The sequence below is a fragment of the Blautia sp. HCP3S3_H10_2 genome, from assembly GCF_052122375.1.
Classification (GTDB): domain Bacteria; phylum Bacillota; class Clostridia; order Lachnospirales; family Lachnospiraceae; genus Blautia_A.
Genome location: NZ_JBQKCL010000005.1, coordinates 103,333 through 124,530 on the forward strand (window position 1 = coordinate 103,333; position 21,198 = coordinate 124,530).

The 21,198-nt window shown below is 43.3% G+C and carries 17 protein-coding genes and 2 pseudogenes; 15 read left to right on the plus strand and 4 right to left on the minus strand.

What is annotated here, in order from left to right; all coding sequences use genetic code 11:
* The first annotated feature begins 5 nt into the window (after window positions 1-5).
* The 3 genes from ACTQWB_RS06855 to ACTQWB_RS06865 all read left to right on the plus strand — a co-directional run bounded on the left by ACTQWB_RS06855 (window position 6) and on the right by ACTQWB_RS06865 (window position 2,250).
* Complete coding sequence (locus ACTQWB_RS06855) at window positions 6-254, plus strand: spore coat protein (protein ID WP_226819117.1); 249 nt, start codon at window positions 6-8, stop codon at window positions 252-254.
* A 385-nt stretch (window positions 255-639) separates the two neighbouring features.
* On the plus strand, window positions 640-1,758 hold the full coding sequence (recA, locus tag ACTQWB_RS06860) for a recombinase RecA (protein WP_441501223.1): 1,119 nt from the start codon (window positions 640-642) through the stop codon (window positions 1,756-1,758).
* A 3-nt stretch (window positions 1,759-1,761) separates the two neighbouring features.
* Window positions 1,762-2,250: a regulatory protein RecX gene (locus ACTQWB_RS06865; RefSeq protein ID WP_441501224.1), complete on the plus strand. Its 489-nt coding sequence runs from the start codon at window positions 1,762-1,764 to the stop codon at window positions 2,248-2,250.
* On the opposite strand, the pseudogene ACTQWB_RS06870 reads toward ACTQWB_RS06865, so the two are convergent.
* Window positions 2,173-2,376: pseudogene (locus ACTQWB_RS06870) on the minus strand (DUF6783 domain-containing protein). The gene ACTQWB_RS06865 and the pseudogene ACTQWB_RS06870 overlap by 78 nt on opposite strands.
* Between ACTQWB_RS06870 and ACTQWB_RS06875 the strand changes: the two are divergent.
* From ACTQWB_RS06875 to xerD, 4 genes and pseudogenes are all read left to right on the plus strand, one after another.
* Window positions 2,326-2,448 (plus strand): annotated as a pseudogene (locus tag ACTQWB_RS06875) (DUF6783 domain-containing protein); the annotation flags it as partial. The pseudogenes ACTQWB_RS06870 and ACTQWB_RS06875 overlap by 51 nt on opposite strands.
* Before the next feature lie 104 nt (window positions 2,449-2,552).
* Window positions 2,553-4,097 carry a ribonuclease Y gene (gene rny, locus ACTQWB_RS06880; RefSeq protein ID WP_441501349.1) on the plus strand — a complete coding sequence of 515 codons (1,545 nt, stop codon included), beginning with the start codon at window positions 2,553-2,555 and terminating at the stop codon, window positions 4,095-4,097.
* A 302-nt stretch (window positions 4,098-4,399) separates the two neighbouring features.
* The gene (locus ACTQWB_RS06885) at window positions 4,400-4,999 is read left to right on the plus strand and encodes a stage II sporulation protein M (protein WP_441501225.1); all 600 of its coding nucleotides are present in this window, start codon (window positions 4,400-4,402) and stop codon (window positions 4,997-4,999) included.
* 353 nt (window positions 5,000-5,352) lie between these two features.
* Window positions 5,353-6,234, plus strand: a complete 882-nt coding sequence (gene xerD, locus ACTQWB_RS06890; protein ID WP_441501226.1) for a site-specific tyrosine recombinase XerD — start codon at window positions 5,353-5,355, stop codon at window positions 6,232-6,234.
* Between the two features lie 171 nt (window positions 6,235-6,405).
* Here xerD and ACTQWB_RS06895 read toward each other — a convergent pair whose 3' ends face one another.
* A complete protein-coding gene (locus ACTQWB_RS06895) occupies window positions 6,406-7,437 on the minus strand; it encodes a 3-deoxy-7-phosphoheptulonate synthase (protein WP_441501227.1) in 1,032 nt (343 codons plus the stop codon).
* A gap of 91 nt (window positions 7,438-7,528) precedes the next feature.
* Entirely contained in the window at window positions 7,529-8,902 is a 1,374-nt protein-coding gene (locus ACTQWB_RS06900) for an MATE family efflux transporter (RefSeq protein WP_441501228.1), read from the minus strand.
* Between the two features lie 234 nt (window positions 8,903-9,136).
* On the opposite strand from ACTQWB_RS06900, the gene nifS reads away from it, so the two are divergent.
* From nifS to ACTQWB_RS06915, 3 genes are all read left to right on the plus strand, one after another.
* Window positions 9,137-10,324: a cysteine desulfurase NifS gene (gene nifS, locus ACTQWB_RS06905; RefSeq protein ID WP_441501229.1), complete on the plus strand. Its 1,188-nt coding sequence runs from the start codon at window positions 9,137-9,139 to the stop codon at window positions 10,322-10,324.
* 28 nt (window positions 10,325-10,352) lie between these two features.
* Window positions 10,353-10,799, plus strand: coding sequence for a Fe-S cluster assembly scaffold protein NifU (gene nifU / locus ACTQWB_RS06910; RefSeq protein WP_441501230.1), 447 nt, complete (start codon window positions 10,353-10,355; stop codon window positions 10,797-10,799).
* 288 nt (window positions 10,800-11,087) lie between these two features.
* Window positions 11,088-13,643 (plus strand): HAD-IC family P-type ATPase, encoded by a 2,556-nt coding sequence (locus ACTQWB_RS06915; protein ID WP_441501231.1) that lies wholly within the window; start codon window positions 11,088-11,090, stop codon window positions 13,641-13,643.
* Window positions 13,644-13,843: 200 nt separating this feature from the next.
* On the opposite strand, the gene ACTQWB_RS06920 is transcribed toward ACTQWB_RS06915, so the two are convergent.
* Entirely contained in the window at window positions 13,844-14,677 is an 834-nt protein-coding gene (locus ACTQWB_RS06920) for a histidinol-phosphatase HisJ family protein (protein WP_441501232.1), read from the minus strand.
* A 414-nt stretch (window positions 14,678-15,091) separates the two neighbouring features.
* Here ACTQWB_RS06920 and gap point away from each other — a divergent pair, with 414 nt between their 5' ends.
* The 5 genes from gap to ACTQWB_RS06945 all read left to right on the plus strand — a co-directional run bounded on the left by gap (window position 15,092) and on the right by ACTQWB_RS06945 (window position 21,048).
* Window positions 15,092-16,111 carry a type I glyceraldehyde-3-phosphate dehydrogenase gene (gene gap, locus ACTQWB_RS06925; RefSeq protein WP_441501233.1) on the plus strand — a complete coding sequence of 340 codons (1,020 nt, stop codon included), beginning with the start codon at window positions 15,092-15,094 and terminating at the stop codon, window positions 16,109-16,111.
* 155 nt (window positions 16,112-16,266) lie between these two features.
* Window positions 16,267-17,460 carry a phosphoglycerate kinase gene (locus ACTQWB_RS06930; protein WP_441501234.1) on the plus strand — a complete coding sequence of 398 codons (1,194 nt, stop codon included), beginning with the start codon at window positions 16,267-16,269 and terminating at the stop codon, window positions 17,458-17,460.
* A 14-nt stretch (window positions 17,461-17,474) separates the two neighbouring features.
* Entirely contained in the window at window positions 17,475-18,227 is a 753-nt protein-coding gene (gene tpiA / locus ACTQWB_RS06935) for a triose-phosphate isomerase (protein ID WP_441501235.1), read from the plus strand.
* Window positions 18,228-18,523: 296 nt separating this feature from the next.
* Window positions 18,524-18,934 carry a type IV pilin protein gene (locus tag ACTQWB_RS06940; RefSeq protein ID WP_441501236.1) on the plus strand — a complete coding sequence of 137 codons (411 nt, stop codon included), beginning with the start codon at window positions 18,524-18,526 and terminating at the stop codon, window positions 18,932-18,934.
* Between the two features lie 305 nt (window positions 18,935-19,239).
* Window positions 19,240-21,048: a Na/Pi cotransporter family protein gene (locus tag ACTQWB_RS06945; RefSeq protein ID WP_441501237.1), complete on the plus strand. Its 1,809-nt coding sequence runs from the start codon at window positions 19,240-19,242 to the stop codon at window positions 21,046-21,048.
* The last annotated feature ends 150 nt before the right edge of the window (window positions 21,049-21,198 follow it).

Consider the following 21,198-nt stretch of genomic DNA (forward strand, 5'->3'; position numbering starts at 1 on the left):
CCCGGATGAATGAGAAAGTTATGGTAGCAGATACTCTTGCGGGAATTAACGGTGAACTGACACGTTATGGGGAAATGATCCCGCAGACAGAGAATCCTCAGCTGAAGCAGACGTTAAAGCAGATGAGAAACCAGTGTGAGATGTCCCAGGAGGAAATTTACCAGATTGCCCGTGCCAGGGGATACTATGTGCCGGCAGCCCAGGCTACAAGGGAAGAAGTGGAGCATGTAAGAAGTGTGCTGAGCCAGGGATAAGTATAGCAATGCCAGAACATCCGGAATTACAGATATTGTAAATAATCCTTGTAATTTCGGATGTTTTGCTATATAGTAAAATTACTGACAGAAAAGTAAGAGAAGAATTTACAGATGATTCATTTCGGGTTGCCGGAGGTTCCTTTCCGGCCCACATAAGAATTTCACACCCGTATTCCGGGAAGCTTCCATTGGATAAAATAATATTTATATGGTGAGTAGGGGCTTGACAAGTAAGCAGATTTAAGATACTATTACAACAGAAAGAAACGAACATAGGTTCGCATTTAGACAAGTGAGAGAATGATACAGTCCAATTTATGTAACTGTTTGCAGGACTTCCTGTGGATTGTACAGATTATGAAGAATAAGGAGATCTGAGATTATGATAAATGAAGAGAAGAAAAAGGCGCTGGAAGCAGCCCTTGGACAGATTGAGAAGCAGTATGGTAAGGGCTCTGTAATGAAGCTTGGAGAATCCAGTGCCAATATGCAGGTTGAGACAGTTCCTACCGGTTCCCTCAGCCTTGACATTGCACTTGGAGTAGGCGGTGTGCCGAAGGGACGTATTGTAGAGATCTACGGACCAGAATCCAGTGGTAAGACTACCGTTGCTTTACATATGGTAGCTGAGGTACAGAAGCGTGGTGGAATCGCTGGTTTTATTGATGCAGAGCATGCTCTGGATCCGGTATATGCCAAGAATATCGGTGTAGATATTGATAACCTTTATATTTCCCAGCCGGATAATGGGGAGCAGGCTCTTGAGATAGCAGAGACCATGGTACGTTCAGGTGCTGTTGACATTATCATCGTTGACTCTGTTGCAGCGCTGGTTCCGAAGGCTGAGATTGATGGTGATATGGGAGACAGCCATGTTGGTCTGCAGGCACGTCTTATGTCACAGGCACTTCGTAAGCTGACAGCCATTATCAGTAAGTCTAACTGTGTTGTGATCTTTATCAACCAGCTTCGTGAGAAGGTTGGTGTTATGTTTGGTAATCCAGAGACGACTACAGGTGGACGTGCCCTTAAGTTCTATTCCTCTGTGCGTCTTGATGTACGTCGCGTAGAGACCCTGAAACAGGGCGGCGAGATGGTTGGTAACCATACCAGGATCAAGGTGGTTAAGAATAAAGTTGCTCCGCCATTTAAGCAGGCTGAGTTTGATATTATGTTTGGTACGGGTATTTCCAAGGAGGGAGATATTCTTGATCTGGCAGCAGAGAATTCCATTGTGAATAAGAGTGGCGCCTGGTATGCATACGAGGGAAATAAGATTGGCCAGGGCCGTGAGAATGCCAAGTTATTCCTGAAGGAGCATCCGGATATCTGTGATGAAATCGAGCGTAAAGTGCGAATTCATTACCATCTCCTTCCAGGAGAGGAAGAAGAACAGCAGGATACGAAATCTGCGAAAACATCTTCCAAGGAAAAAACGGTGAAACCAGAGCAGTCAGGAGAAGAATTACCGGTAACAGACACTCCGGCTGAAGAGGAATAAAATATGGCGGTTACACCTGAAGAGCAGAAGAATGCCAGAAGAAAGGCGATGCTTCTGTTAGAACATATGGACCGTACAGAGAAAGGCCTGTCTGACCGGTTGCGTCAGGCGGGCTTTTCCTTGGAAGCTATTGAGGACGCCATGAACTATGTGCGTTCCTATGGGTATCTGAATGATCATAGATATGCTATGAATTACATTTCTTTTCGTATGGGCTCTAAGAGCCGCCAGAAAATCCTTCAGGAACTGGCTGGAAAGGGAATTGACAGAGAGACGGCCCTTGCGGCTTGGGAAGAAGCAGCTGAGGTGGAGGAGCCGGATGAACTGGCAGTCCTTCGTGCAACAGTAGAGAAGAAGTGCCAGCCAGATACTGTATTAGATGAGAAAGGGATGCGAAGACTCCAGGAATTTCTTCTACGGAGGGGATTTTCCTACGGGGATATTTCCCATGTGTTGGGTGAAATGCAGATCACTTGTGAGCGCAATTTCTGAATTTTTATTTTGGGATTGAAAAATCATTCCTGCAATCTGCATGCCCCACTTTGCGGTATATTTTGCCCTCTTTCAGTCAGCGTAGCCCGCTACGCCTCCCTCAATCGGACAAAATCTCCCACAAATTGTGACGCACATCTTGCAGAAAGCTTTTTGGGGGCACGCTCTAGCGTGATGAAATTAAAATTGTGTTTTTGAGTAGAAAAACTTGACATAATTATAAAAAAAAGATAAACTTGTATTGTTGTGATTGCACAATGAAAACTAAATATTGAGGAGGTGCTCCTGTGACAACAATAATTATTGTTGCAGTTGTCGCTGTAGTAGCCACTCTACTGATTGCAGTTCCTATTACTAGTAAAGTTTCTGTGGATAATAAGGTTAAGAAAGACGCAGAAACGATTGGGTCAGCTGAAGAAAAGGCCAGAGGCATCATTGATGAAGCCTTAAAAACGGCCGAAACAAAGAAACGTGAAACTTTATTGGAAGTAAAGGAAGAATCTCTCCGTACCAAAAATGAACTGGAGAAAGAAACCAAGGAACGTAGAAATGAACTGCAGAAATATGAGAAGCGTGTCTTAGCGAAGGAAGAAACCGTCGATAAGAAAGCGGAAGCAGTTGAAAAGCGCGAGGCAGAGTGCACAGCGAGATTTGCTGAATTACAGAAGAAAGAAAAGAGAGTAGATGAACTCGAACTGAAAGGAGTACAGGAACTGGAACGTGTTTCCGGTCTGACCTCCGAACAGGCAAAAGAAGAATTGCTCAGATCTGTGGAAGATGATGTGAAAGTTGATGTTGCCAGACTTTACAAAGAGCTTGAGAGCCAGGCGAAGGAAGAAGCAGGAAAGAAAGCCAAGGAATATGTGGTAAATGCCATTCAGAAATGTGCAGTAGACCATGTTGCTGAGACTACTATTTCCGTAGTGCAGCTTCCAAGTGATGAGATGAAGGGACGTATTATCGGACGTGAAGGCCGTAATATCCGTACAATGGAGACTTTGACGGGTGTAGACCTTATCATTGATGATACTCCGGAAGCAGTGGTTCTTTCATCATTCGATCCTATCAGACGTGAAGTGGCAAGAGTAGCACTTGAGAAACTGATTGTAGATGGACGTATCCATCCAGCCAGAATCGAAGAAATGGTTGAAAAGGCACAGAAAGAAGTTGAGACTCAGATCCGCGAGGATGGTGAGAATGCAGCTATGGACGTTGGAGTTCATGGCATTCATCCAGAACTTTTGAAGCTTCTTGGACGTATGAAGTTCCGTTCAAGCTATGGACAGAATGCATTGAAACATTCCATTGAGGTTGCACAGCTTTCAGGTCTGCTTGCTGGTGAGATTGGTGTAGATGTACGCATGGCGAAACGTGCAGGTCTGCTTCATGATATCGGTAAATCTATTGACCATGAAGTTGAGGGATCCCATATTGAAATCGGTGTAAATCTTTGTAAGAAATATAAGGAATCACCGCTTGTGATCAATGCGGTAGCAGCCCATCACGGCGATGTGGAGCCAGAGAGTCTTATTGCATGTATCGTACAGGCAGCAGATGCAATTTCCGCAGCACGGCCAGGTGCCAGAAGAGAGACTCTGGAGACTTATACCAACAGGCTGAAACAGCTTGAGGATATCACAAACCAGTTCAAGGGTGTTGAGAAATCCTTCGCAATCCAGGCTGGTAGAGAAATTCGTGTTATGGTAGTTCCTGAGCATGTGAACGATTCTGAGATGGTACTTCTCGCAAGAGATATTGCGAAGCAGATTGAGGCTGAGCTTGAGTATCCAGGCCAGATCAAGGTCAATGTGATCCGTGAGAGCAGAGCCGTTGATTATGCCAAATAGTCGGAGTTAATTTACATTAGAAATTAGAAGCCGCTTCTGCATTTTTCATAAATATGGGAAATGCAGGGGCGGTTTTTTTGTGCTATAGGAAATTCCGTTGGAATTCCCTATAGCATAAAAAGCCCTGCCGGGCAGGATCCAGAAGCGGCGGAAAGGTAGATGTCGCTTATAGCGACCCGCCGCAGGCGGAGAATCCTGCAAAGCAGGATTCTTTCTTGTAATAGAAAACTCTGTTGGAATTTATAAAATATCTGGAATTCATAAAATATCCTGGCAACGCGTACAATGTACAGGGTGAATGTATGGAAAATTTACTTAGTATTAAAACAAAAAGTCCTTTTCCAGGACTGGCTTTACTCCTGTGCGGTTTTCTTGCGGGGCTGGTGATTCCAAATCTGGTATATCGTTTTGAATGGAAACAGCAGGCATTTTCTGCAATCTATCTTTTGACTGCTTATGGGAAAACGGTGGCGGGAGGAAGGGAATATTTCATTCAGCTTTTGGGGATGCGCGGTGGAGTTTTCTTTTTTTCCCTGATATGCGGGTTTACTGTATTTGGTGTGCCTATAGCAGTTGGGGCAATGTTGTTTATTGGTCTGGAACTGGGAATGGTATTTGCTATGTCTATTTTGCAGTTTGGACTGCTGGGAGGAGCGGTTGCTGCCGGACTACTGCTGCCACAATATCTGGTTTATTTACCTCTTTGGAATGCAATCTATCAGATGGTTTACCAGGAATCAAAGGGAATATGGCGGAATCACGGGATTTTTCCGCAGAGGGTAAGAAATTATCTTGTGCGGGTACTTTTGTATACAGTACTTTATGGGATGGGGATATTTCTGGAATGGTATGTAAATCCCTGGATTTTAGGCAGAATCCTTGATTTCGCCAATTTTTTGTAACTTGCCTGAAAAAATATTTTTGAGAGAAATTGATTGGAAGAATACAAGATATGGTGTTGGTTACCATAAAACTGTCTCTATTTTGTAAAAAGAGTGAAAAAGGCTTGATTTATAAGATTTCTGGCTGAAAAAAAGATTTGATTTTATGTCAATTACACAGTATAATACAGATACATTTTTAGAGTAGTTATTGTGGGGGAGTAGCCTGTACGCAAAATATATCGTGATAGATACAATTTATGTAACTGTTCAGAATTAAACTCCAGAATGCTTTGCATTTCGCCGATGTGGTGTATCCGTCAAATGGCTGAATAGTTACCAACTTATAACAAAAGAGACAGGAAGTAAACAAGATGGAACAGGAAATACGCGAATTTATAGATTATTTACATAATACGAAGAAAACATCCCAGAATACAGAAGTTTCCTACCAGCGGGATCTGAATAAGATGGCGGTATATCTGGAAACGAAGGGGATTACTTCCGTGGCAGAGGTCCGGGAATTCGATCTTATGGGATATATGGATTATATGGAAAAAGAGAATTTCGCGTCTTCCACTATTTCCAGAAGTGTTGCTTCTATGCGCGCCTTTTTTCAGCACATGTTTGCTCTCAGGAAAATTGAGGAGAATCCGACAGATAATCTGAAATCCCCCAAGGTGGAGAAGAAGCTTCCGGAGATTCTTAGCATCCAGGAGGTGGACAATCTTCTGAAGCAGCCTGATCTGACGACTCCTAAGGGAATCCGTGATAAGGCAATGCTGGAGCTTTTGTATGCCACTGGTATGCGGGTAAGTGAGCTGATCCATTTGGAGACCACAGATGTGAATCTGCAGCTTGGCTATGTGGTATGTCAGGAGAATAAAGAGCGTATCATCCCCATTGGAAATGTCAGTAAAGAAGCACTGACTTTATATCTGAATGAGGGACGTAAGGCATTTGTAAAAGATGACAGGGAGCAGGCACTTTTTACGAACTGTTCAGGAAAAGCCATGAGCCGCCAGGGCTTCTGGAAAATGCTGAAAGGCTATGCCCAGGAAGCAGGTATCCACAGAGACATTACTCCTCATACATTGAGACATTCTTTTGCAGTACATATGCTGCAGAATGGCGCAGATATCCGGAGCGTCCAGGAAATGCTGGGACATTCCGATATTTCCACTACACAGGTATATTTAAGCATGAATATTAATAGAATGCGGGATGTGTATATGAAAGCACATCCGAGACATTAGAAAACTTTTGAAGGATAGTCGGCTGTCTGGTTTCTTGCCAGGCAGTCTTTTTTGTTTTGTGTATTCTGGTACATGAAGCAGAAAATAAAATCTCCCGTATTTTTGCAAACAAAATACAGGAGATTCATTTTATACTTTTATGAACAAGCGCAGGAAATGCCCAAATATTTTTTAGCACATTTCTGCAATAGTATAAAGAAGCTTCTCGGACTCATCCCAACCAAGACATGCGTCAGTAATGGATTTGCCATATACATGGTTCGGTCCGATCTTCTGGTTGCCTGGTTCGATGTAGCTCTCGATCATAAGTCCCTTAACCAGTCCGTGAACGTCAGAATCAACCTGACGGCTGTGAAGCACCTCTTTGGCAATACGAATCTGCTGTTCATACTGCTTATTGGAATTAGAATGGTTGGTATCTACGATGGTAGCCATATTCTTCAGGTTCTTTGCAGAATACTTCTCAAAAAGAAGGCGAAGATCTTCATAATGGTAGTTCGGAATTGCTTCCCCATGTTTGTTGACAGCACCACGAAGAATGGTATGCGTTAATTCATTACCAGTCGTCTCAACCTCCCAGCCTCTGTAAAGGAAAGTGTGGCTGCCCTGGGCTGCGACAACAGAATTCAGCATAACGCTGTAGTCACCACTGGTCGGATTCTTCATTCCGGCTGGAACATCCATACCGCTGACAGTAAGACGGTGCTGCTGGTCCTCAACAGAACGTGCACCTACAGCGACATAAGAAAGAAGGTCGGAAAGGTAACGCCAGTTCTCAGGATAAAGCATTTCGTCTGCACAGGTAAATTCACTCTCCTCGATGGCACGGATGTGCATTTTACGGATTGCGATAAGACCTGCAAGCATATTTGGCTTCTTCTCCGGGTCTGGCTGGTGAACCATTCCTTTGTAACCCTCACCGGTAGTACGTGGTTTATTGGTATAAACTCTAGGAATGATTAAGACTTTATCCGCGATCTTGTCCTGAACTTTGCGAAGTCTCAGCAGATAGTCGCATACAGCGTCTTCATTATCTGCAGAACAGGGACCGATGATTGCAAGAAATTTATCGGATTTTCCAGTGAATACGTCACGGATCTCCTGGTCACGTTTCTCTTTCAGTGCCTTGATCTTTGCATCAATGGGATATTGGTTGCGGATCTCGTCAGGTGTTGGAAGCTTTTTGATGAATTCAAATCCCATGGTATTTTCTCCTTTTATCGGCAAAATTTGCTTTCGATTCAATATTATAGACCATGATGGAAAAAATGTCGATAGGCAAATTTCGTGAAAATCAATCCGATATTTCCATCCGGATTAGATAAATGAAATGAAGCACACTGAGAATCAGCTGGGAAACCAGCATTCCATAGAAGTATCCTCGTATTCCAAGCTGTGGAATGGAAAAAAGTACAAAACCGATGCGGATGCACACACCAGCTACATTGTGAAGAAGACAGGCATCAGGCCGTCCAAGTCCATTCAGGATACTTTCCAGGGCTGTGTTTGTATAAAGAAAGGGACAGATAAAAGCGAGGGTTTTTATGTATACTCCTGCTGTATCATTATGAAAAAGAAAAATCCCCAGATTTTTTCCGAAAATAAAGAAAAACAAAGTGCAGAAAGCCCCAAAGAAAAAACAGCTTTCGCAGGTGCGCCGGATCACAAAGCGGATTCTTTTTTCGTGCCCAAGTGCCTGTAAGCCTGCCACGGAAGGCATAAGCATGACAGAAGCAGAGTTGGTAATGGTCGCTGGAAAAAGAATCAGAGGCAGTGCCATTCCAGTGAAAATACCGTATATGGAAAGAGAATCTGCCTGGGAAATGCCAGATAGCAGAAGCCGCTGTGGAATCAGGACCATTTCAATACCTGAGAGGGAGGTGAGAAGCAGCTTGTTGGCGGAATGGGGAACTGCAATCCGGGAAAGCTCTTTTACAAGAGAAACATAGGAATGCTTCTGAATGGACAAAGCAGGGTGTCCTTTTTTATTTTTGAGATGTAGGAAAAAATGGGAAACAGGATGATAATTTTCTCGGGAAAAATCCAGGGCAAGTGCCAAAAGACAGGCAGAAGCTGCCACAAGCTCACTAAAAAGTGCACCTCCTGCCGCAATCATGGGCGTGATCTCTTGCTGGCGTGACATGAGAACCAGATAGATCACGTAGGTGCTCCCAATCCTGGAAGTCTGTTCGAGAAGCAGTATAAAAGCCGGAATCCACGTCTTTTTCCGGGCATAATAGAAACTGTTTATGCATGAATGAAGGGCACTGAGGGGAAAACTAAAGGCGAGAATACGAAGCAGGGTGGCAGTGCGGGGCTCTTTTAATAAAACAGAAGCGGTAAAGTCTGCATTCACATATACCAGAAGGGACAAAAATCCGGAAAGTCCCATGGAGAGGAAAATTCCAAGAAGAAGACTGTCACGGGCCTTCTTTTCTTTTCCAAGAGCAGTAAAAGAAGCACAAAGCCTGGAAATGGCAGCCTGGATGCCCATACAGGAGGCTGCCAGCACGATCGTGTGAACTGGAAGGGTGAGCTGGAAAACCCCGACTCCCTGTGCACCAATGGTGTGAGATAGGAATATTCTATAGAAGAAACCCATAAGGCGGCTGGCAAGACCAGTGAATGTGAGAATCAGGGTTCCTTTGAAAAAAAGTCTGTCGGACATAGGAAATCTCCTGTAAGATTACGGATTCTCGCTTTGGGTCGTAATCTTATCTGTCTTTTTAGTTAGTCTATGCTATAAATGTACCTTGACAGAACTGTTATTATCTGGTAAAGTGAACTAGAAATCCAAGTGAAATACTAGGAAATAGAAAAGTACCTAAGGAGATAGATGAAAAATCCCTTTTCCAGGAGTCTTTCATATCGAATTGATACCAATAAACCAGGAGGAAGAAAAATGGGAAAAATGATATATCTGGATAATGCGGCTACCACAAAGACCGCTCCGGAAGTAGTCGAAGCAATGCTTCCCTATTTTACTGAAATGTATGGAAATCCATCCAGCATTTATGATTTCGCATCCAAGAGTAAAGAAGGTGTCAGCAAGGCAAGAGGTCAGATCGCAGACGCACTTGGTGCGAAGAAGGAAGAAATCTATTTCACAGCTGGCGGTTCAGAGTCTGATAACTGGGCACTGAAGGCCACTTTTGAAGCATATAAATCCAAAGGAAACCACATTATCACTACCAAGATTGAGCATCATGCGATCCTTCACACCTGCGAGTATCTGGAGAAAGAGCGTGGGGCGAAGATCACATACCTTGATGTGGATGAGAATGGTATTGTGAAGCTTGATGAGCTCGAGAAGGCTATTACACCAGAGACCATCCTGATCTCCGTTATGTTTGCTAACAATGAGATCGGATCCATCCAGCCAATCAAGGAAATCGGTGCAATCGCGAAAGAGCACGGAATCCTTTTCCATACAGATGCAGTACAGGCTTTTGGACAGGTGCCGATCAATGTAGATGAGTTAGGCATTGACATGCTCAGCTCCAGTGGACATAAGCTGAATGGACCGAAAGGAATCGGTTTCCTTTACATCCGTAAGGGTGTTAAGATCCGTTCTTTCGTACACGGCGGAGCCCAGGAGAGAAAGCGCCGTGCTGGTACAGAGAATGTTCCGGGAATCGTAGGCTACGGTGTGGCAGCAGAGCGTGCGGTCCGCACCATGAAAGAGCGTACCGATAAGGAGATTCAGGTAAGAGACCATTTCATTGACAGAATTCTGAAAGAGATTCCTTATGTGAAATTAAACGGTGACCGTACCAAACGTCTTCCGAATAACGTAAACGTAAGCTTCCAGTTCATCGAAGGAGAGTCCATGCTGCTTATGCTCGATAACTATGGTGTTTGTGCATCCAGTGGTTCTGCCTGCACATCAGGTTCACTGGATCCATCCCATGTGCTTCTGGCAATCGGACTTCCTCATGAGATTGCGCATGGTTCCCTGCGTATGACCTTAAGTGAGGAGACCACCATGGAAGATGCTGATTTCGTAGTAGATAAGCTGAAAGAAATCGTGGCATACTTAAGATCAATGTCTCCATTATATGAAGATTTTATAAAAAAACAGAAAAATTGATTAAAACACTTGCCAGGAGGAAAAAAAGATGTATAGTGAGAAAGTAATGGATCATTTCCAGCATCCACGTAATGTTGGAGAAATAGAGAATGCAAGCGGTGTCGGTACAGTAGGAAACGCCAAATGCGGCGATATCATGAGAATTTTCCTGGATATCGATGACGAGACACATATTATCAAAGACTGCAAATTCAAAACCTTCGGTTGTGGCGCTGCAGTAGCAACCAGCAGTATGGCTACTGAGATGGTAAAAGGCAAGACAATCGAAGAGGCTATGAAGCTCACCAACAAGGCAGTTATGGAAGCACTTGACGGACTTCCGCCAGTGAAGGTACATTGTTCTCTTCTTGCAGAAGAGGCTGTACATGCTGCACTGTGGGATTATGCACAGAAGCATCATATCGAGATCGAAGGTCTGAAGAAACCGAAGTCTGACATCCATGAGGGTGAAGAGGACGAGGCAGAAGAGTATTAATTTGTGATTTTGTCATCGCATATAAATAGAATATTTTTTACAGGAAACCGAATCCTTAAGCAGATTTATTTCGTTACAGATAAATAAGTGGTAAAGATGAGGCAGACCGTAAAGAGAGTTTATCAGGGCGGATGTTATCATCTGCCCTGATTTTTAATGTAATGGATATTTCGTTGGAATTTCCCATTACATTAAAATATCCGGAACATGTTTCATAAACATATCCGGTAATAAGGAAATATTTCTGACAGAATATTTCTGCCAGAATTTTCGAAGGAAAACACAAGAATGAAGGAAGTAACGATGACAGGACTGACGAACGAACAGGTACAACAAAGAATTGAAGAGGGAAAAGTCAATGCCAATGAGAATCCCAACACAAGGAGCTACAAGCAGATTGTAAAAGAAAATGTGCTTACATTTTTCAACTTTCTGAACCTGGCTCTTATGGCCATGGTGTTATTGGTGGGTTCCTATAAAAACTCCATGTTTATGGGAATCATTGTGATCAATACTATAATTGGAATCATACAGGAGGTCCGTGCGAAGAAAACACTGGACAAGCTGGCAATTCTGACAGAGAGTAAGGCAGTAGTGCTAAGGGAAGGTAAGAAATGGACCATTTCCACTGAGAAGCTTGTACTGGATGATATTCTTTTTCTGAAAACAGGAGACCAGGTACCAGCAGATGCCAAGGTACTGGAAGGCAGCATTGAGGTTAACGAATCCCTTCTTACCGGAGAATCTGATAATCTTCAGAAAAATGAGGGGGATGAGCTGTTTTCAGGAAGTTTTGTTACATCTGGTGAGGCATGCTGCCAGGTTATTCATGTTGGAAAGGATAATTATGCATCCCAGATTACCAGCGAGGCGAAGGAATTTAAGCGCCATAACTCAGAACTCCGCAATTCCCTGAATGCGATTTTGAAGACCATCAGTGTGATCATTGTTCCTATGGGAATGCTGTTATTTTACAAGCAGTATTATATTGCAGGTAACGGAATACGGGATGCTGTGGTAAATATGGTGGCAGCAGTTCTTGGAATGATCCCGGAGGGACTGGTTCTTCTTACCAGTGTGGCACTGACCCTGGGAGCACTTGCGCTCACCAGAAAAAATACTTTGGTGCAGGAGTTGTATTGTATTGAAACTCTGGCCAGAGTGGATACCCTTTGCCTGGATAAGACCGGAACTATTACAGCCGGAACCATGTGCGTGGAGCAGGTAGTGCCCTATGTAGAGGGAGCGGAGCCTGAGATACGAAAACAGGGTGAAAATCAGGCTGATAGTGTGGCTGAGAAAACGGATGTACAGACAGAGAAATACGCATTAGATCAATATACAGCAGAACAAAATATAGCAGACGGGAATCCTGTGGAAAATGATACAGACATTGTGGTAAGTCTGGGTAAGCCGCAAATGACCATGAACGAAATCGAGCGCGTCATGGCCAATATGATGTCTGTTCTCAAAGACAAAAATGCTACTGCCGATGCCATTCACAAGCGTTTTTCCAGACGTACTGACATGCTGGTGGATCATTGTATCCCATTTTCCTCTGATCGCAAATACAGCGGTGTTGCATTTAAGGAAGAGGGTACTTATCTGATGGGAGCTGCACAGTTCCTTTTCCCGGAAGGAAATGAAGATCTGCTCAGACAGTGTGCAGTCTATGGAAAAGAAGGGCTTCGTGTTCTTGCGCTAGCACATAGTCCAAACCTCAATCAGGAAAATGAACTGCCAGAAAACCTGGAACCGGTTGCCCTGTTTATGCTTACAGATATCATCCGTGACAATGCTCCTGAGACACTGGAATTTTTCCGCAGCCAGGGTGTTGACCTGAAAGTGATCTCCGGTGATGATCCGGTGACAGTTTCTGCAATTGCAAAGAGAGCCGGGCTTGAAAACGCAGATAAATACATTGATGCGACTACCATTACCACACCTGAGGATATGGAGCGCGCGGTAGCGGAATGCTCTGTATTTGGCCGTGTGACACCGCAGCAGAAGAAGGAAATGGTTCTCGCCCTTCAGAAACAGAAGCATACCGTAGCCATGACCGGTGACGGTGTAAACGATGTTCTTGCCCTGAAAGAGGCAGACTGCAGCGTGGTTATGGCAGAGGGAAGTGATGCTGCAAAGAATATTGCAAATGTAGTTCTCATGGATTCCAACTTTGCAGCTATGCCGGAAATTGTGAACCAGGGCCGTCGTGTAGTCAACAATATTCGTACCGCTGCTTCCATGTTCCTGATCAAGACAATTTTCTCTGCCCTTCTCTGCCTGATCACCATTTTCTGGGGAGACAGCTATCCATTTGAGCCGATTCAGATGTCCCTGATCAGTGCCTGTGCAGTAGGAATCCCAACTTTCCTTCTTGCCCAGGAAAATAATTTCAACAAGATCGAAAGCGGTTTCCTGCGTTATGTATTTATGAACGCGTTTCCAGCTGCAGTAACCATTACGGGGTGCGTATTTACCATCATGCTGGTATGCCAGAATGTTTATCACAGTAATGCAATGCTTAGCACGGCCTGTTTTCTGGTAACCGGCTGGAACTATATGGCAGCCTTAAAAACCGTATATGCGCCGCTTAGCAGGTATCGTAAGATCATCATTTATGGTATGCAGTTTATTTTCTTCTTTGCAGCGGTATGCGTACAGAATCTGCTGTCACTTGGTTCGCTGGAATTCGGAATGATCATTCTGGTATTTATCCTGATGACATTCTCACCAGTGGTGATCGAAGTGATCACAGAATGGTGCAGGTCTATGTATGATAAAGCACATGAGCGGGAAAAAAAGGGAATTGTATCGTTATTTCTGGAGAAGGTGCAGAAATAATACAGGTTAATTGAATTTTATGATGCCCAAGGGAAAAGCGATTGGACTTGAAGAATAAAGTTTTTACACTTGGATTGATAAATATGAGAAAAGGAAGGCGAGAAAATGCCTTCCTTTTTTCATACATGAAAAATTATATCTGTAATCTATATGCACCTGATCTGGGGATATTTTCTATGAATCAGGTGTGCGTAGTTTCCTTATAGCTTAATAAATTCCGGTTTCCGTTCTTTAAAAACGGTATAATATTCAAATCCACATTCTGTGAGCACTTGTGCCGCTCTGTCAAATGCATACCCGATTTTATCCGGGGTATGTGCATCTGCACCAATGGTAATAATTTCCCCACCCAGCTGTTTATACCGTCGAATGATGGCAGTACAGGGGTTAGGCTCGCCAAGACCATAATGGTAACCGCCTGTGTTGACTTCAAGCCCTACATTTTTTTCGATAAGCTTCTTTAAAATCTCGTCCAGAATATCCTGGTATCTTCCATAAGAATAGAAGCGGTTCTGATCAGGACCATAGCGGACAATGTAATCCAGATGCCCGTAGGTATCCATCTCGTCAAAAGCAGACAGATTTTCCAGAATGGATTCAAAGTATTCCATATAGGCCCGCTGTTCGGAACGGTTCTGGAAAAATTCCGGATAGTAAGGATCGGCGCCATGAACCAGGTGAGAGGAACCGATTACGAAGTCAAAAGGATATTTTCCCAAAAGATCGTGAAAATATTCTCCAAGATGAAGCTGAAGCCCGATCTCGATACCAAAATGTATTTCAATCTGATTCCTGTAGGTTTCTTTGCGCTCCATAAGCTTCTGGTAATAAGCAGGAAGATCCAAGGAAAATTCCAGGTTATCCGGTGTGGGGGGATAATCCGGATCAAGGTGTTCGGTGAAGCAGATTCCCTTAAGACCAAGGGTGGCCGCCTGACGGATCATGTCCTCGGTTGGAGTGTGAGAATCTGCGGAAAATTGAGAATGCATGTGGCAGTCCCATAAAATAGTGGGGGTGGCTGTGTGGGTATTCATAGTGTTATCTCCTTGTGAGGGTGGTGACTGAAAACGCCATTGAAACAATGACTGAGTGTCATAAAATGGACTTAGCTATCCTATTTAAGAGAAGTATACCATATCAGAGGATATTTGTGGCAATTTGCCTGCTATTTTTTTGAAAATGGGGTTGAATTTTTGTTCAGAATTAGGTACAATACGCTATAGGTTGATGTTTCTTTCACAAAGATTGAAGCACTCACATAATTTGTTACTGTTCAGAGCCAAGCGGAATTTTATGCAAAAGTGCGAGTCACGCTTGCGTGGACGAACACTTTTGCATAAAATTCCATTTGGCGGATACGCCATACCGACGAAATGCGAAGCATTTTGGAGGTTGGCTCTGAACAGTAACTATAATTTTTACCATTTAATTCATAGGAGGAATTTATCATGGCAGTAAAAGTTGCAATTAATGGTTTTGGACGTATTGGACGTCTTGCATTCCGTCAGATGTTCGGCGCAGAAGGATTTGAGATCGTTGCTATCAACGACTTAACATCTCCTAAAATGCTCGCTCACTTATTAAAATATGACTCAACTCAGGGAAGATACGCTCTTGCAGATACAGTTAAAGCTGGCGAGGATTCCATCACAGTTGACGGAAAAGAAATCAAAATTTATGCAAAAGCTAACGCTGCTGAGCTTCCATGGGGAGAAATCGGTGTAGACGTAGTTCTTGAGTGTACTGGATTCTATACATCCAAAGACAAAGCTCAGGCTCATATCGATGCAGGTGCTAAACACGTTATCATTTCCGCTCCGGCTGGAAACGACCTTAAGACAATCGTTTACAATGTAAACCATGAGACTCTTACAAAAGAGGATCACATCATTTCCGCAGCTTCCTGTACAACAAACTGCTTAGCTCCAATGGCTAAAGCTCTTAATGACCTTGCTGCAATCAAATCCGGTATCATGTGCACAATCCACGCTTACACAGGCGATCAGATGACACTTGACGGACCGCAGAGAAAAGGCGATCTGAGAAGATCCCGTGCAGCTGCAGTTAACATCGTTCCGAACAGCACAGGTGCTGCTAAAGCAATCGGTCTTGTTATCCCAGAACTGAACGGCAAACTGATCGGTTCCGCACAGCGTGTTCCAACCCCAACAGGTTCTACTACAATCCTTACAGCAGTTGTTGAAGGAAATGTAACAAAAGAGCAGATCAACGCAGCTATGAAAGCAGCTTCTAACGAATCCTTCGGATACAACGAAGATGAGATCGTTTCCAGCGATATCGTTGGTATGAGATATGGTTCTCTGTTCGATGCTACTCAGACAATGGTTCTTCCACTTGAGAATGGCACAACAGAGGTTCAGGTAGTTTCCTGGTATGACAATGAGAACTCCTACACAAGCCAGATGGTTCGTACAATCAAACACTTTGGCAAACTGCTTAACGCTTAATTGATAGCAGAGTAGGGTTCGGATGCGGACAGGCTGTTTTACAATAAGATACAGCCATGACGCATATGAATAAGACTCAGAGAAGGGTCCGGTCTGAATAGGACCGGGCCCTTTTGTCTGTATAAATTTTAAAATTTATAAGGAGGCATAACAAGATGCTGAATAAAAAATCTGTTGATGACATCAACGTAAAAGGCAAAAAAGTCCTCGTAAGATGTGACTTCAATGTACCTCTGCAGGACGGCAAAATTACAGATGAGAACCGTCTGGTAGCAGCTCTTCCAACAATCAAGAAGCTGATCGCAGATGGTGGAAAGGTTATCCTTTGCTCCCACCTTGGCAAACCGAAGGGAGAGCCGAAGCCTGAGTTATCTCTTGCACCTGTTGCAAAACGTCTCACAGAGCTTCTTGGACAGGAAGTTAAATTTGCTGCTGATCCAGAGGTTGTAGGACCAAACGCAAAAGCTGCAGTAGCAGAGATGAAAGACGGAGATGTTATTCTTCTTGAGAATACACGTTACCGTGCAGAAGAGACTAAGAACGGTGATGAGTTCAGCAAAGAACTTGCTTCTCTTTGCGACGTATTTGTAAACGACGCATTTGGTACCGCTCACAGAGCACACTGCTCTAACGTTGGTGTTACCAAATATGTAGATACAGCTGTTGTTGGCTATCTGATGCAGAAAGAGATCGACTTCCTTGGAAACGCTGTAAACAATCCGGAGAGACCATTCGTAGCTATCCTTGGCGGTGCTAAGGTTTCCAGCAAGATCTCTGTTATCAACAACCTTCTTGACAAAGTAGATACTCTGATCATCGGTGGTGGAATGTCCTACACATTCTCCAAAGCACTTGGCGGACATATCGGAACCTCTCTTTGCGAGGATGATTATCTTCAGTATGCATTAGACATGATGAAGAAAGCAGAAGATAAAGGCGTTAAGCTTCTTCTTCCTGTAGATAACAGAATCGGTGATGCTTTCTCTAACGACTGCAATATCCAGGTTGTAAAACGTGGATGCATTCCGGACGGATGGGAAGGAATGGACATCGGACCAGAGACAGAGAAACTTTTCGCTGACGCTGTAAAAGATGCTAAGACAGTTGTTTGGAATGGACCGATGGGCTGCTTCGAGATGCCGAACTTTGCTCATGGTACAGAAGCTGTTGCTAAGGCTCTTGCTGATACAGATGCTACAACAATCATCGGTGGTGGTGATTCCGCAGCAGCAGTTAACATCCTTGGCTATGGCGACAAGATGACACACATCTCTACAGGTGGTGGAGCTTCTCTTGAATTCCTGGAAGGAAAAGAGCTTCCGGGTGTAGCAGCAGCTAACGATAAATAAAGGAGATTATTATAATGTCTAGAAAGAAAATCATTGCCGGAAACTGGAAAATGAACATGACTCCAAGTGAGGCAGTTAAATTAGTAGAAACCTTAAAACCATTAGTAGCAAACGAAGACGTTGACGTAGTATTCTGCGTACCGGCTATCGACATTCTTCCTGTAGTTGAGGCTGCAAAAGGCTCCAACATCCAGGTAGGTGCTGAGAACATGTATTTCGAGGAGAAAGGTGCTTACACAGGCGAGATTTCCCCGAACATGCTTACAGACGCTGGCGTTAAATATGTAGTTCTCGGACATTCTGAGAGAAGAGAATACTTCGCTGAGACAAGCGAGACTGTAAACAAGAAAATGCTCAAAGCATTTGAGCATGGCATCACTCCGATCATGTGCTGTGGTGAGACTCTTGCTCAGAGAGAGCAGGGCGTAACTATGGACTTCATCCGTCAGCAGGTTAAGGTTGGCTTCCAGAATGTTACAGCTGATCAGGCTAAAACAGCTGTTATCGCATACGAGCCAATCTGGGCTATCGGAACTGGTAAAACAGCTACAACTGAGCAGGCTCAGGAAGTTTGCCAGGGAATCCGTGCTTGCATCGCTGAGATCTATGATGAGGCGACTGCAGCAGCAATCCGTATCCAGTATGGCGGATCTGTAAATGCTAAGACTGCTCCGGAATTATTTGCTCAGGCAGATATCGACGGTGGTCTTGTTGGTGGCGCATCTCTCAAAGCTGAGTTCGGCGACATCGTAAACTACAATAAATAATAAAAAATAGCTAAATTTTAGCTAGTGTGTCCAAGCAGAGAAATGATGAGACGCCTCTAAACACGACGAAAATTGGTATTAATTACTGATTGAGTTGTGGTTAGGGGCGTTTTTTAATTTGCCGATTATCACTTTTTACTATCACTTTTGAGGATTGAAAACATCTTAAATTGAAAAAGTGATACTTGAATGGTTTTATTGTGTTTTTTAAATAAAAAACAGTAAAAATCAAATAAATGTTTAAATGATTAAATTATTGACAAACTTCTGCTTATAAAATATAATAGTGGCGCAAAATGAAAGAGAAGAAGGTGCACTTTTCAATGAGAAAAAATAGAGGTTTTACACTTGCTGAGCTTTTAATTGTTGTTGCCATTATTAGTGCGTTAGTAGCAATCTCGATACCGATTTTTAGTTCACAACTACATAAAGCAAAAGTGGCGACGGATTGGGCAAATCTGAGATCCTATTATGCAGAAATACAGGCAGATTATATTACCACTGGCGAATACAATCCTAAAGTTAAGGTCGATTGGAGCACAGATAAATCTTATGATTGGACATCAGTGACTTTGTTAAATGGACAAAAAATAAAGATGAAGACTGGAATTTGTGCAGTTAGTTTTACTGATGGTGTAGGTTATTCTATAGAATATCAGTGTGATAAATATGATGAAAAATGTCATTTGAGCTTACCTGTAAAATAAATTCTCTATAGAGAAATGAAGATCTCTGATAAAAAACGTGTACCACTTATGGGACAGTCCTTTTTTTAGCGAAAAAAACACAGGGAAAACTTAGTCAGATTCTACAGAAAAAAGGAATTTCCAAGCTCAAAAAACTACGATTTGAGATTAAACAAATATTGTAATCAGCTTATGAATATGGCATAATAGTTAAGGATATGTAAAAATTGAGAAAAATCCACGTTAATAAAGAGTAAAAATACTTGAGAAGAAAGGTCGTCTCCGGCAGCTTCTGCCAGGAGCAAACGACGACAGAGGAGTAAAACATGGCTATTTTTTCAATGGTTTTATCTTTGCTTTGCGGTGTATCGTTTTTCTTATTTGGAATGTCTCTCATGGGAGACGGTCTGAAATCCGTTGCCGGCAATAAGCTGGAAGCATTCCTTTACAAAATGACCAATACCCCGCTGAAAGGAGTAGCACTGGGAACAGGTGTCACCAGTGTGATTCAGTCATCATCTGCCACTACCGTTATGGTAATTGGTTTTGTTAACTCTGGTATGATGAAGCTGAAACAGGCAATTGGTATTATCATGGGTGCAAATATCGGAACCAGTATTACAGGATGGATTTTGTGTCTGTCCTATATTCAGGGCTCTGGTGGAGTTGCAAGTATTCTTTCTACAGCTACTATTTCAGCAGTAGTTGCTGTGATCGGTATTGTGCTTCGTATGGTCTGTAAGAGATCCGTACACAGAAATATCGGAAATATCATGCTGGGATTTGCTATTCTGATGAATGGAATGCAGATGATGAGTGGAGCTGTTTCACCTTTGCGTGAGAGCCCGGTATTCATCGATATGCTGACAATGTTTTCCAATCCGATCGCAGGTATTCTGGTAGGTATTGCATTTACTGCAGTCCTTCAGAGTGCATCTGCTACAGTCGGTGTGCTGCAGGCACTTTCCGTAACCGGAATCCTTACCTTCGCCAGTGCATTTCCGATTGTATTAGGTATTGGTGTAGGTGCTGCATGTCCGGTACTGATCTCGGCAGTAGGTGCCAATAAGAATGGTAAGAGAACGGCACTTGTCTACCTGTTGAATGACCTGTTTGGTCTGATTCTGTGGTCCATCATATTCTATACACTGAATGCGTTTATTCATTTTGGATTTATGGATATGATCATGAGTCCTGTTTCTATCGCATTTTTGAATACCATATTCCGTGTGGCTACAGTAGTTGTACTTTTCCCATTTATTCCTAAGATTGAGCAGCTTGTCTGCTATCTGGTCAAGGATAGTGCAGAGGAGCTGGAAGACGAGGCTGATTTCGATCTTCTTGAGGAGCGTCTTCTTAACTATCCGGCACTTGCCATGGGACAGTGCCACCGTGCCATGAATGGTATGGCGAAGAAGCTTCGCAAAAATGTAAACAGAGCAATGAATCTTCTGAATGAGTATCAGCAGGATAAATACGATAAAGTTCAGCGAAAAGAAGATCTGATCGATAAGTATGAGAGCCGTCTTGGTGAATATCTGATCCAGCTGACTAAGCGTGAGATGAATACTGCCCAGACCCGTCAGGCGTCCCTCTATCTGCATACCATCAATGACTTTGAGCGAATCGGAGATCATGCTTCCTATATTGCACATATGTCAAATGAAATGCATGATAATCATACCACTTTTTCCCAGACTGCATGGGATGAGCTGAATGTGGTTATGGATGCTGTCCGCGAGGATATCAATGTGACCTGTAATGCGTTTATGAACGACGATAAAGAAGCAGCACAGCGTGTTGCACCTCTTGGCGTGGTGATCACCAGACTTTGCGATGAGTTGAAAATGCGCCATGTAGAACGTCTCAGCCAGGGCAAATGTGGACTGGAAGAAGGAACCGTATTTAACGACATCCTGAACAGCTTTGGACGTATCGCATCCCATTGTGCAAGTGCAATGACTGCACTGATGAAGAGTGGTGAAGATACTTCTGATATCCATATTCATAACTCTAAAATTTATCCTACAGACAGCCTGGAGTATTATACTTATTTCAAGGAATACAGACAGAAATACGACATCGGTGCTGAAGTGGAACATAAGCTGAGTATGGAGCCGGAAGAGGTGGAGTAAGCTGCACGGAGTGCTTCGTAAACTGAAGAAAACGTAACAGCCAGAAGGCTGAATGAGAAGAAAAATACTGTCTGGTAAAGAATTTGCAGTTAAGATGCAAATCTTTACCGGATGGTATTTTTTTTGTTGACTTACAGTCCTGTTTAAGTT